The sequence below is a fragment of the Plantactinospora sp. A48 genome (assembly GCF_055793945.1).
In genome coordinates this window covers 1-12609 of the sequence record NZ_JBTIXF010000070.1, presented here as the reverse complement: position 1 = coordinate 12609, position 12609 = coordinate 1, and the positions used below count along the sequence as shown (strand labels likewise).

The following is a 12609-nucleotide window of genomic DNA, read 5'->3' as shown; positions in this document are numbered from 1 at the left end:
AAACGGTGGCTACGACACTGGCTCAACAACCGCACCAAGATCCGACCCACCACCCGCTTCCACTACACCCGCGACGTCGACAACATCCTCATCCCCTACCTCGGGCACTACCGGCTCGCCGACCTCGACGCCCGTCTCCTACGCACGGTGTTCGCTCAGATCGCGGCGACGAGGAACGGCAAGGGACGGCCGCAGTCCGCCTCCGCGATGCAGCACCTGCGCACCACCCTGCGGGCGGCGTTGAATCTCGCCGTCCGCGAAGGGCTGATCGACTGCAATCCGGCACGGCACATCGAGATCAGCGGCTACCAGCAACCCCACGCCAAGGTCTGGACCGACGCCCGCGTCGAGTCCTGGGAGCAGACCGGCGCCCGACCGGCCGTGGCAGTCTGGACCGCCGACCAACTCGCCGAGTTCCTCAGCTCCGTCACCGACGACTCCCTGTTCGCGTTCTGGTGGCTCACCGCCCTGCGCGGCCTACGCCGCGGCGAGATGTGCAGCCTGCAGTGGACCGACATCGACCTCGACCACGGCGTGCTCACCATCGAACGCAACCGCACCACCGCCGGCTACACCATCATCGAAGGCGACCCGAAAACCCCCGCCGGACGCCGCACCGTCGCCTTGGACAAGCGCACCGTCCAAGTCCTGCGCACGCACCGCCGCCGCCAACTCGACCACCGAACGGAAACGCTGCGGACGGCAAGGCGTGGACCGACACCGGGTACGTGTTCACCCGTGCCGACGGCCTGCCGATCAACCCGAACTACGCCACCACCCGATTCCGCAAACTCGTCCAGCGCACCGGGCTACCTCCGGTGCGGCTGCACGACCTGCGGCACGGCGCTGCGTCCCTCGCGCATCAGGCCGGAGCCGACCTGAAAACCCTGCAAGATCTCCTCGGCCACTCCAGCATCGTGATCACCGCCGACATCTACACCAGCGTCCTACCCGAGGTACAGCGGCACTGCGCCGACGCCACCGCCCACCTCGTCCTGGCCGCCGCCCGCCGCACCCGGAAGAAGATCAAGAACAAGGCCCGGGAGAACCGACCCGCCCGCCGACCGAAAACAGGTGCTCCGACCCCGAGCGCCCCGGGTCCGACTCCGAAGCAGCAGGTCAGGGACACCAAGCGCGAGAAGAAGTCGGCTTCGGGGGCGGCCCACATCGCACCCACGTGACACCCACCGTCCACACAGGCCGAACAGCAGAAAGGGCCCGACCGCCATATCGGCAGGTCAGGCCCCTCATGATCTTGTGCGCCCGAAGGGACTCGAACCCCTAACCTTCTGATCCGTAGTCAGATGCTCTATCCGTTGAGCTACGGGCGCAGGTGCCCGGCCAGTTTACACACCCGGTCGGAGCGCGGAGACTCCGGGATTCGAACCCGGGAGGGGCGGTTAACCCCAACCGCATTAGCAGTGCGGCGCCATAGACCAGACTAGGCGAAGTCTCCCCGGCGGTCGCGCGACCACCGACGCCCGAGGATACAGGGCCGGCAGCGACCTGAGCAAAGCACCTTTACGATACGGCCCGTCCGCGCCCCGCCCCCAGCTGATACGGAATCGCGGCACGGGCCGGTTGATCTGGTCGAACGGGCCACTCAGACCGGTTTCGGCCAGGGCCGGCGGCCGGGAGGAGCCGGAGGCAGTCGCGACGGCCCGGTCCGGAAGTGCCCATCATTCTCGCCCGGCGCCAGTCGGTGGCACGCCGATCGATGTCGCCGAGAGGTGTGGAAGGTCACTCACGACTAGGCTGCGGACATGGACGATCAGCCGGCCAAGGACCAGCCTGAACGCCCGTCGACGGGATCGCCCGCGCGAAGTCGGCGGGATCGCGCGACCGGGTCGGCGTCGGTGCCGACCCCGGTCCCGGCCGCCCATGATCCGGCGCCCGGAAACCCGCCCGGCCCGCGCAGGCGGCCGGCGAAGGCCGCTCCCGCTGTCCTGTTCCAGCCACCGACGATCGAGGCCGATCAGCCGAGGACCACAGGCAGCGGCCGGACCAGCCAGACCGAACAGACCGACCGGGCGGAACAGGCCGATCGGGAGCCCGGCGAGCGGCGGACGCCAGCGCCGCGCACCAGCGAGCCCCGGACCGGCGAGCTCCGGACCACCGAACCCCTGACCACCGAAACGCCCGGCGGCGCGGCCGAGACCCCGGATCTTGGCGAACGTCGCCCGGGAAGGACCGCGGGCAAGACCGCCGGCAGGAAGGCCGGCTCGCGTGGCCGGGCTTCCACCACTTCGGGTACGCCGGAGGCGGTCGCCACAAGCTCCGATCCGGTCGACCAGCCATCGACAAACAGCAGTCCAACGGCGCACAGCAACCCAACGGCGCAGAGCGACCGCACGGAGCACAGCGACCCGGCGGAGCGCAACGAACGCGCGGAGCACAACGATCAGTCAGCGGCGCCCAGCGAGAGCCCCGGTCCGACGCAACGGACCCGCCCGGCACGAAAGGCGACAAAGAAGGCAAGCTCCACCGAAGGAACCACCAAGGCGACCGAGGCGACGAAGCAGGCCGAGTCGACCCCGGCGGTGAAGGCGGTAAAGGCTGTCCCGGTGACCGAGACGCCCGGAGCAACCAAGCCGGCCGAGACAGCCGGAACGACCAAGCCGGCCGAGACGGCGAAGGCGGTTGGCCGGACGGCGCCGGCCAGGAAGAGGAGCACGCCGAAACGCGCGACCGAAACCGCGCCACCGGCCGACGCCGGCACGGCTCACGAACCGAGCGCGGGTACGACCGAACAGCCAAGGCCGCACACGATCGAAGGGCCGAGCGAACAGCCGAGCGCGCGGGCGACTGAACCGCCGAGCGCGGTCACGACCGAGCAGCCGACCACCGGCACGGCCGACGAACCGAGCGGCGGTACGGCTTCCACGGCGACCGCCCGTACGCCGGCTGCCGCGGAGGGCCTGGACGGCGCCACTGCCGTCGTACCCATCGGGTCGGGGTTCACCGCCGATGAGCCGCCGGGGTCCGCGGCGGCCCTTGCCGTCGACGACCGTATTGAGCCGCCGGGGTCCGCGGCGGCCCTCGCCGTCGACGACCGCGACGATGAGCTGGACGGTGTGCCGAGCCGGCCGGCGACCCGTACGACGATCGGGGCCGGAACCCTCCACCGGCTGCTGGATCGGCCGGAGCAGGCGGCGGAGGTGCTGGCCCAGACGGCGGTGGAGACGCTCGGGCCCCGGGCCCGGGACTGGGCCGCGCGGACCCGTTCGGCGTATCCGACGGCGGGTCCGGATGGGCTGGCCCGGTTGGCCAGCCGGCGGTACGCCCGGTTCGCGGGTGCGGGCGCGGTGCTGGCGACCACGACCGGGCTGCTCGCCCCGGTTGCCGAGCTGGCCGCCGTGTCGTGGGCTCAGGCTGGGCTGATTCTGCACGTCGCCGCCGCGTACGACCATGATCCGACGGATCCGGAACGGGCGGTCGACCTGCTGGTGCTGACCGGCGCGCACCGGGACGCGGCGAGCGCGCGGGCGGCGTTGGGGGCGGCGCGGGGTGACGTGCCCGAGGGCCAACCGGTGGGCCGTTGGCTGGCAGGCTGCCGGCGGTTGATGGCGCCGGTCGCCGCCCAGTCGAGTGGCTGGCTGGCGCTGCGGCTGGCGGCCCGGGGAATTCCGGGTGGTGGCGCCCTGACGGCCGCGGCCGCCAACGCCGAGGCGACGCAGCGGCTGGCCGCCCGGGCGGCGACCCACTTCCGGCGCACCGCTCTGTAGCCAGCGCCGGCAGGCGCCCTTCCCTTCCTCTGGTCAGAGCCAGGAGAACCAGGAGCGGGGCAGCACGGCGTAACTGACGAAGGCGACGACGTCGAGCAGGGTGTGCGCGATCACGAGCGGCAGCACCCGCCTCGTCCGGAGGAAGAACAGCACGAAGATCACGCCGAGGATCGCGTTGCCGAAGAAGGCGCCGATGCCCTGGTAGAGGTGGTAGGAGCCGCGTAGTACCGCGCTGGCGGCGATCACCACCCAGCCGCGCCAGGCCAGTTCGCGGAGCCGGGTCACCAGGTAACCGACCACCACGATCTCTTCGAGGATCGCGTTCTGCGCGGCCGAGAGGATCAGCACGGGCACCGACCACCACAGGTGGGGCAGGGCGGCCGGCACGACGCTGGCGTTGATGCCGAGCCGGGCCGCCAGCCAGAACAGTCCGAGGCCGGGCAGTCCGACCAGGGCCGCGAGCGCCGCGCCGTAGCCCAGGTCCGCGCCGGGCCGTCGGGCGTCCAGGCCGAGTGTCCCGCGCGCGTCGCCCGGGTCCCGGTTGAGCAGGTGTACGGCCAGCAGCACCGGAACGAGCGCGAAGGCGATACCGAGCAGTTGGTACGCCAGGTCGAACCACGGCCGGGTGGACTGTGAGGGGTTGAGCGTGGCGGTCTGCTCGGACAGCGGTCGGTCGGCGGTCAGCCGGGCGACGATGGTGACCAGGGAGTAGATGGCCGACTGGCCCAGTGAGACGCCGAGCACGAGCAGGGCCTCGGTACCGAGGGTCCGCCGGCGTAGCGGGCTGACGAGATCAACGGTCACCCTGACACTCTGCCCGAACGCGCGGGCCGGTGGTGCCGGCCGGCTCGGCCGAGCGGCCCGGCGGGGGTCGCATTTTCGGTCAGATCCATGAGCACGACTCTCGGTCGCACTCTGTGTGCGACCGTCCGCAACGCAGCGTGTCCATGCTGAACGCGAGCACAAGGCATCCGCGAGTTCGGGCCACCCCAGTACCGACCGCGAACTGACCGGCCAGCTCGTGCGGGGCTTGTCCAGCGCACGACCATACCGAGAGGGACGTCAATGGACAACCTCGGGCGGCTGTTGAAGGAGAGCTGGATTCTCGTCGAGGATCGACGGGATCAACTGGCCAGCAATTTCTACGCGCGGATGTTCGTCGCCGACCCGGAGCTACGCCCGCTGTTTCCGGTGCAGCTGACCACGCAACGGAACCGGCTGCTGGAGGCGCTCGTCACGGCGATCCACACCGTCGACGACCCGGAACAGTTCGACGCCTACCTGCGCGGGCTGGGCCGCGACCACCGGAAGTACCACGTGCGGCCCGAGCACTACGACGTGGTGGGGACGGCCCTGGTGGAGACCCTGCGGGCCTTCGCCGGCGACCAGTGGACCATCGAGTACGACCAGGCGTGGCGCGAGGCGTACGCGGCGATCGCGGCCCGGATGCTCGCCGGCGCGGCGGCCGACCCGAACCCGCCGTTCTGGCATGCCGAGGTGCTCACCCACGAGCGGTACGGCTCGGACATCGCGGTCCTTACCTGCCAGCCGTTGCAGCATCCGCTGCCGTACCGGGCCGGTCAGTACGTCAGCGTCGAGGCTCCCCGGCACCTGGCCCGGATGTGGCGGACGTACTCCATCGCGAACGCGCCGACCGAGGACAACGTGTTGGAGTTCCACGTCCGCTGCCGCAACGCGGGCTGGGTGTCGGGTGCCCTGGTGCGCCGGGTGCGCCCCGGCGACCTGCTCCGGGTGGCCGCGCCTATGGGGTCGATGACGCTGGACCCGGAGTCCGACCGGGATGTCCTGTGCGTGGCCGCCGGCGTCGGCATCGCGCCGGTCAAGGCCCTGGTGGAGGAGCTGGCCCGGTACAACCGCACCCGGTGGGTACACGTCTTCGTGGGCGCCCGCACCGGTCCGGATCTCTACGGTCTCGACGCGCTGCACCGGTTGGCCGCGCGGCATCCCTGGCTGTCGGTGGTGCCGGTGTGCAGCGACGACCCGTCGTTCCCCGGCGAGCACGGGACGCTCGGGCAGGCGCTGGACCGGTTCGGTCCGTGGACCGGCCACGACTGCTTCGTCTCCGGTTCGACCCGGATGGTCCGGTCGGTGCTTCGGGTGCTCGCCGAGCAGGAGGTGCCGACCGAGAACATCCGGTACGACACCTTCGGCGACGCCTGACCCGCGTCCGCCCGACCCCGGCCGCCTCAGACCTCCCTCCCCCCAAAAACCGGGCCCCGGGTTCTGCTCACCACAGAACCCGGGGCCCGGCCCCGTCGACGGGGTGGCTCAGTAGTCCCAGGGCCGTCCGCTGTCGCGGTACTCCTCCACCGGCACCAACGGCACTCCCGGGGGCATCCGGTCGACGTACAGCCGGCCCTCCAGGTGGTCGATCTCGTGCGCGACGAGCCGGGCCATCGCGTACTCGAAGGAGGTGATCACGGGCGAGCCGTCGTACTCCAGGTGCTCGACGTCCAACCGCAGCGGCCGGGGCACCAGCCCGCGCACGTCGAAGAAGGACAGACAGCCCTCGTACTGTTCGTCGCCGTCCGGGCCGGCGTCCACCACCCGCGGGTTGAGCAGGACGACCGGTTCGGCGCCCCGGTCGGGCGGCCGGACCACCGCGGCCGAGTAGGCCAGGCCGAGCTGCGGCGCCGCCAGCCCGACGCCCTTGCTGAACGGGTGCAACTGGTCGATCCGCTCCAGCGACTCCAACAACCGGCGTACGACGTCCCGCGCGGATTCCTCCTCGGCGGGCAGGTCGAACCGGCGGGTCGGTTGGCGCAGCACGTCGGAGCCGCGTTGCACGATGCCGGCCGCTTGCATCCGTTCGCTGGCCCGTTCACCCGAGCCGGCCTCCGGAGCGGCGGCGACCGAGGCCCCCGCCCGGAACCGCCACTCCAACCGGTACCGGGCGTGCAGTTGCGGGTAGTCGGTGCTCCACTCGAAGCTGACCCGGTCGTTCTCCTCGCGGCGGTCGATCGGGGTGCGCAGCGGCCCCTCCTCGGCCGACAGCGACGCCTCCACGCCCCAGACCTGCGGATCCAGTTCGGCCGGCAGGTCGACCCGGATGACCAGCCGCTGCGTCGGCATCCGTACGGCCCGCTGCCACCACGGGCCCCACTTCTCCTCGCTGACCGTGTACGCGTACTCGATGGTGGCCCGGCGGCCCGGATAGAGCGGGAACCGGCCCTCGGCGTTCTCGAAGAGCAGCCACGCCTCCTTGAAGGCGTCCCGGTCGTGCTTGGTCCGCCAGTCCATCGGCTCCACCCGGCCGTCGTCCCGGCACCTGGCCTGGAGGTCGAGTTCGGCGAACGTCAGCGGGTGCTCCCGATGGTGCCGGTTGGAGCGGCCGGGGTCGTGCGGGTAGCGGTCGACGGCGATCCGGACCAGGTAGCGGGTCACCGGCTCGTTGCCACCGTTGTAGAGGCGGCGCCGGACCACGCAGCGGTAGGCGCCGTTCACGTACCGGCAGGCGGCCACCTCCTGCTCCACCAGCAGTCCCGTGCCGGGCGGCAGCCACTGTTCGGGCACGGCCGCCGTGCGGCGCGGTCCGGGGGCGGTACGGGTCTGCCGCAGCTCGTCGTACTCCTGGAAGCGCTGCCAGATCGCTCCGCTCGCGCCGAGCACCGCCTCGGCGCGGCGGGCGAAGTCCTCGGTCGGGCGGTGCCGACGCCCTTCGACGTGGCTGACGTACGACGGGTCGAAGCCCATCCGTGCGGCGAGTTGCTTCTTGGTGAGCCCACGCGCCACCCGCCGCCGGGAAAGCTCAGCCGCGAACGAGTCGGCAGCCCGTTCGATGGGCGAGAGGGTCATCGGTGTCCTCAAGGCCGGGAGTTTCCAGTGTGCTGGCGGTCCCGGCCGAGGTCAGCGAAGTGAAGGGTTCTCGACATTCACCTTGACAGTCGAATGATGATCGTAAATGCTAGGCACGATACGTGTGCTTTTCGACACGCTCCGCCAGCGCACGGCACGTCGACCGGGCCCCAGGCGCGGGCTTAGGCTCCCCGACCCCGGGTATCAGGCCAGGGACCGCGAGCCAGCTTCCCGACTCAGTCAGCCACCAGGTTAGGTTTGCCTAACCGGCCGGCGTTGGTTAGCCTAGCCTTAGTCGCGGTACGACGATCCCTGCCCGGTGACGAGACGGGCCCGACCCAGATGCGGGAGCCCAGCGTGGTGGTGATGACCGGCTCGGCAACCAGCCCATGGCGGTCGCCGTCCGCGCCGACCCTCACCCCCGGTCTGGCGGCCCCGGCGGCGCGGTCCAGGCCGCTGGATCCGATCACCGACACCCTGCGGTCGATCTTCGGCACGGACGTGCTGCCCGGCCTCGCGCCCCAACTGGTCGTCGAGGACGAGACGGGCTGGTTGCCGGCCACCGCCCTGGTCGACGGCAGCCGGCTCGACGAACTGCTGGACCTCGCCGCCCGCCGCTGGGATGCCCAGCCGCACGCCGCCGCGGCGCTCGCCTGGAAGGCGTACACCTACTGGCTGGCGCTGCCGGTCGTGCTCGGCTGGCTGACCGCGCGCCGGGTGCCGCTGCTCGACCCGGCGGACGTGCTGGTCCGGCTCGACGACGCCGGCTCGCTGATCACGGTGGGGCTGCGCCGGTCGGTCCGGGTGGCCGTGCTGCCCGGCGACCCGCTCGCGACGCCGGCCACCGCCGGCCGTCCTGGGATTGGTTCGTTCCCGGTGGAGCCGGCCACCGTGCAGGTGGTCCGCGACGAGGCGGAACTGCTCGCCGCGCTGCGCGGCTCGCTGCTCGACCGGCACCTCACCCCCATGCTCGACGCCCTGCACGCGCACGTCCGGATCGGCGCCCGGACCCTGCTCGGCTCGGTCGCCTCCGGCGTGGCGTACGCGGTGCTGCGCGCCGCCGACCGGGTTCCCGGCTCCTCGGTGGCCGCCCTGGACACCCTGCTCGCCGCGCTCGGCGTCGAGGACCTGATCGACCTGGTCCCGGGCCCCACCGGTGCGCCCATGGTGCAGCGCCGGACCTGCTGCCTGGCGTTCACCCTGCCGAAGCCGAAGGTCTGCGCCGGCTGCTGCATCCGCCCCGCCTGACGTACCGTGCCTCGACCGGTCCGCCCTCGGCACCGTTTCCGGGTCGAAACTCACCGGGGGCCCGCCGTGAGCGGCGCAGGGCCGTGTCATACCATTTCGGAGTGTATCGAGGGTAGTTGTCGGCCGCGGGCACATCAGCGTTAATAGCGAGTAAACTTCGCATTGGTCCCGTATCGCGGTCCCTGATTTCCGTACAGTCGCCGTTGATGGTTGACTCTTTCGGGTTCAGGTGCAGGTTCAGACCAGATCGTGAGGCGTCTACGCAATGGCAGAACTCACCGGAGACCAGCAGGTCCAGTCCGAAGTGCTGGAGGGCCTGGCCACCGCGGTGAACCACCGGCGGTGGTTCGTCGAGCTCGCCCTCCCCTACCTGGGCGACAACCCGATCGAGATCGGCAGCGGTCTCGGCGACTACGCCCTGGAGTGGGCGCCGCACCTGACCCGGTTCACGGCCACCGAGGCCGACCCGGAGCGGCTGATCACGCTCAAGGAGCGACTCTCGGTCGAACCCAAGATCGAGGTACGCGAGATGCTGCTGCCGCACTCCGAGCGCGGCGACTACAGCGCGGTCGTCTCGTACAACGTGTTGGAGCACATCGAGGACCACGTCGGTGCGCTGCGCAGCATGCGTGACCTGGTCCGGCCCGGCGGTGCGATCGTGCTGATCGTCCCGGCGTTCCAGTTCGCGATGAGCCCCGCGGACATCGCCACCGGACACGTCCGCCGGTACACCCGCAAGACCATGCGGGCGGCGCTCACCGAGGCGGGCCTGCGGGTCGAGAAGCTGCACTACGCCAACGCCCTCGGCCTGCTCGGCTACTTCATGGCCACCAGCGTGTTCCGGCTGATGCCGAAGGAGGGGCCGATGGTGAAGGTGTACGACACCCTCGTGCTGCCCGTCACCAAGGCCGCCGAGCAGCTCGTCCGGCCGCCGTTCGGACAGTCCGTCTTCGCGGTCGCCCGCGTACCCGCCTGACGGACGCGACCTCCCTGCCGGCCACCCGCCACCTCGTTCTGCCCACGCATCGCCCCGGCCTGGCTCGGCTCCCGGGCCGGCGCGGCCCGTGGATACTCCCGGGCGCGCCGGCACCGCCGGTGGTGGTTACTCCTTGATCTGGTACGTCGGCCGGATGACCGCCCGGGCCAGGGTGTGGAACGTGAGGTTGAAGCCGACCTGGGCCGGCGGGGTGTCCGGGCCGAGGTCGAGGGCCGGCACGTCCAGCGCGTGTACCGCGAACAGGTACCGGTGCGCGCGGTCACCGGGTGGCGGCGCGGCCCCGCCGTACCCCTGCGAGCCGTAGTCATTGCGCATCGCCACCGCCCCCTCGACCGGCTGGCCCCCCGCGCCCCGGGGCAGCTCGGTCACCGAGACCGGCAGGTTGATCAGCGACCAGTGCCAGAAACCGCTGCCGGTGGGAGCGTCCGGGTCGAAGCAGGTCACCACGAAGCTCTGCGTCCCGTCGGGGAACCCCGACCAGCTCAGCTGCGGCGAGATGTTGGCGCCGCCCACGCTGTCGTGCGCGTACTCCGCCGCCATCGGTTCCCCGTTCGCCACGTCGGCGCTGGTCAGCGTGAACGACGGCACCTGCGGCAGCAGCTCGTACGGATCCGGGGCGATCGGGCGATCCAGGTTCATCTCAGGTCCTTCCGTGAGGATTGTCCGCAGCCCTTCTTACCCGAACCGGACCCGTTACACGGGGCATGACGGCTGACCAGGGGTCGGCCAAACTAGGACGGTAGCTAACCGAGGAGGTAGCGCCATGCGGGTGGAACGCGGCGAAGAGATCATCATCGACCGGGCGCGCACCCCGGTGGCGAAAGTCGTGCCACTGGTACGGCAGGTCAACCGCACCGCGATCGGCTCCCTGGCCGAGCAACTGGATCTCCCCAGCGACTGGGACTCGGCCGACACCAACGCCGAGATCGCCGCCGACTTCGGCATCGAGGCATGACCCGCTGCTGGACCACTCACCGCGCGCCCCAGCCATCACCGGCGACCCTGCCCTCGGCCGCTGATCACACCACACGGATGGTCACGCCGGTACGGCGCGATGGACCCGGATCGGGAGCTGATCAGCTTCCCATTCAGCACACATCAACATCTGCAAGCTCGGCAAGGCGACGCCGATCGCGTCCGAGCGATACGGAGTCGAGATCCGGTCATGGTCATCGGCGCGGGCCCCAAGTTGTCGGCCTCGAAGCTGAAGCCCTCGCCCGAACTCCGTACCCGGCCCCACGGAGGTCCCAGCACCACCGGCGTGGCCGCTTCTCCTGCTAACGAGCTGTTACCACGACGAGGTCCCGCTCGTTCGTTAAGTTGCATCTCAGACAAAGTTAGTGCATCCTCAAGCACTTTCGCGCATACTTTGATCGTGACAGGCGATGAGGGAGCAGCGCGCCAGCCGGCTCGGGAGACACCATGCTGATCACCGTCCGCACCGAGAACTACCGATCCCTCCGAGATTTGACGGAGGTGTCCATGGTTGTCCCTTCTTGGGTGGAAACCGAAGAGGTAACCACCCCGCTCGGGATTCACGGAGACATTCACCTGGGCTCGATCGCAGCTATTTACGGATCGAATGCATCCGGAAAGACGAACGTATTGCGAGCTATTTGGTCGATGGCCAACATGGTGTCTAACTCACACCAGTCCTGGAAGCCATCGTCAAAAATCCCATACTCGCCCTTCTTTGCCAAACCTCACAACTCTCTACCTGTCATGTTCGAGGCTGAGGTCCTCCTCAGTGGTGAGCGCTACCAGTATGGTTTCCGATTTGACCATGAGAGAATCGTCGAGGAATGGCTCTATGTCTTCCCAAAGGGCCGACCGAGACTGCTTTTTGACCGCGATGTGAGCCGTGATAACGAGTTCAGGTTTGGGCGCGCACTGCGCGGAAGGCCCAACCTAATCGCTGACTTGACCCGCGAGAATAGTCTCTTCCTTTCTGCTGCAGCAGCCAACAACCATCAGCAACTGACAGAGTTAGCGAATTGGTTCGACAACGGAATCGAGAGGGCTACTCCCGGTGACCGAGAGGCGCACGTCCGATACACGATTGCCCAGGTAAAGAATGAAGACAAGAAGGCTGCAATTCTCGACTTGCTGCGATTTGCGGACCTAGGGATATCCGACCTAAGGATCGTAAAGAACGAGGTCGACGAAGAATTCAAGAATCGCGTCAAGACACTGGTGCAAGCTCTCAGCCCCAACGTAAATCGTGTAGAGGTTGATTGGGCGGAGATTGCTCAAGGAACTCAGCTCGCTCATCGCATCGGAAATGATGATGCAGCATTCCTCGATCTTGATGACGAGTCGATGGGCACTCGAGCGTGGCTCGGCCTGATTGGCCCGATAATGCGGGCTCTCGACAAGGGGACGCTGCTACTCGTAGATGAGCTAGATGCGAGCCTTCACCCGCGCTTAAGCGGAGAAGTAATCCGCATCTTCCATGATCCCAACCTGAACACCGCAGGGGCTCAACTAGTCTTCAACACGCATGACCCCTCCCTTATGGGCGTTCTCCTAGGAGATGCCCCGCTCCGACGCGATGAAGTTTGGCTGACCGAGAAGGCGAAGGACGGGGCAACACGCCTCTACCCCCTGACGGAGTTCCGGCCGCGGAAGTCAGAGAACTTGGAGCGCGGATACCTCCAAGGTAGATATGGAGCAATCCCGTTCGTCGATCGAGACTTGGCGCAGTCCGCTCTAAGAGACTGTCGGGTAACTGGTTCGGTTCGTTGGGTTATGGCGAGGCACGTCGATGTGGGGTGCTCGACAAATAGATCATCCCCGCCATGATCTTGATGTGTGTGCAACAAA

At 69.1% G+C, this 12609-nt stretch carries 10 protein-coding genes and 2 tRNA genes; 7 read left to right on the top strand and 5 right to left on the bottom strand.

Annotated elements, in window-relative coordinates:
• Positions 1 to 5 precede the first annotated feature (5 nt).
• Positions 6 to 1181: a tyrosine-type recombinase/integrase gene (locus ACXN5W_RS25975; RefSeq protein ID WP_473161020.1), complete on the top strand. Its 1176-nt coding sequence runs from the start codon at positions 6 to 8 to the stop codon at positions 1179 to 1181.
• 77 nt (positions 1182 to 1258) lie between these two features.
• Here ACXN5W_RS25975 and ACXN5W_RS25970 read toward each other — a convergent pair.
• Both ACXN5W_RS25970 and ACXN5W_RS25965 read right to left on the bottom strand, forming a co-directional pair.
• A tRNA-Arg gene (locus ACXN5W_RS25970) sits at positions 1259 to 1331 on the bottom strand.
• A 35-nt stretch (positions 1332 to 1366) separates the two neighbouring features.
• Positions 1367 to 1456, bottom strand: a tRNA-Ser gene (locus ACXN5W_RS25965).
• A 1108-nt stretch (positions 1457 to 2564) separates the two neighbouring features.
• Here ACXN5W_RS25965 and ACXN5W_RS25960 point away from each other — a divergent pair.
• Positions 2565 to 3725 (top strand): hypothetical protein, encoded by a 1161-nt coding sequence (locus tag ACXN5W_RS25960; RefSeq protein ID WP_473161001.1) that lies wholly within the window; start codon positions 2565 to 2567, stop codon positions 3723 to 3725.
• Positions 3726 to 3758: 33 nt separating this feature from the next.
• Here ACXN5W_RS25960 and ACXN5W_RS25955 read toward each other — a convergent pair whose 3' ends face one another.
• Entirely contained in the window at positions 3759 to 4529 is a 771-nt protein-coding gene (locus ACXN5W_RS25955) for a CPBP family intramembrane glutamic endopeptidase (protein ID WP_473161000.1), read from the bottom strand.
• Positions 4530 to 4790: 261 nt separating this feature from the next.
• On the opposite strand from ACXN5W_RS25955, the gene ACXN5W_RS25950 reads away from it, so the two are divergent.
• Positions 4791 to 5906 (top strand): globin domain-containing protein, encoded by a 1116-nt coding sequence (locus tag ACXN5W_RS25950; protein ID WP_473160999.1) that lies wholly within the window; start codon positions 4791 to 4793, stop codon positions 5904 to 5906.
• A 108-nt stretch (positions 5907 to 6014) separates the two neighbouring features.
• Here ACXN5W_RS25950 and ACXN5W_RS25945 read toward each other — a convergent pair whose 3' ends face one another.
• The gene (locus tag ACXN5W_RS25945) at positions 6015 to 7541 is read right to left on the bottom strand and encodes a peptide deformylase (protein ID WP_473160998.1); all 1527 of its coding nucleotides are present in this window, start codon (positions 7539 to 7541) and stop codon (positions 6015 to 6017) included.
• A gap of 366 nt (positions 7542 to 7907) precedes the next feature.
• Between ACXN5W_RS25945 and ACXN5W_RS25940 the strand changes: the two genes are divergently transcribed.
• A complete protein-coding gene (locus ACXN5W_RS25940; protein ID WP_473160997.1) occupies positions 7908 to 8789 on the top strand; it encodes an IucA/IucC family C-terminal-domain containing protein in 882 nt (293 codons plus the stop codon).
• A 265-nt stretch (positions 8790 to 9054) separates the two neighbouring features.
• Positions 9055 to 9765: a class I SAM-dependent methyltransferase gene (locus tag ACXN5W_RS25935; RefSeq protein WP_473160996.1), complete on the top strand. Its 711-nt coding sequence runs from the start codon at positions 9055 to 9057 to the stop codon at positions 9763 to 9765.
• A 126-nt stretch (positions 9766 to 9891) separates the two neighbouring features.
• Here ACXN5W_RS25935 and ACXN5W_RS25930 read toward each other — a convergent pair whose 3' ends face one another.
• Positions 9892 to 10425: a YbhB/YbcL family Raf kinase inhibitor-like protein gene (locus ACXN5W_RS25930; RefSeq protein WP_473160995.1), complete on the bottom strand. Its 534-nt coding sequence runs from the start codon at positions 10423 to 10425 to the stop codon at positions 9892 to 9894.
• A gap of 124 nt (positions 10426 to 10549) precedes the next feature.
• On the opposite strand from ACXN5W_RS25930, the gene ACXN5W_RS25925 reads away from it, so the two are divergent.
• Positions 10550 to 10741, top strand: a complete 192-nt coding sequence (locus tag ACXN5W_RS25925) for a type II toxin-antitoxin system Phd/YefM family antitoxin (RefSeq protein WP_473160994.1) — start codon at positions 10550 to 10552, stop codon at positions 10739 to 10741.
• A gap of 467 nt (positions 10742 to 11208) precedes the next feature.
• Positions 11209 to 12588, top strand: a complete 1380-nt coding sequence (locus ACXN5W_RS25920; RefSeq protein WP_473160993.1) for an AAA family ATPase — start codon at positions 11209 to 11211, stop codon at positions 12586 to 12588.
• The last annotated feature ends 21 nt before the right edge of the window (positions 12589 to 12609 follow it).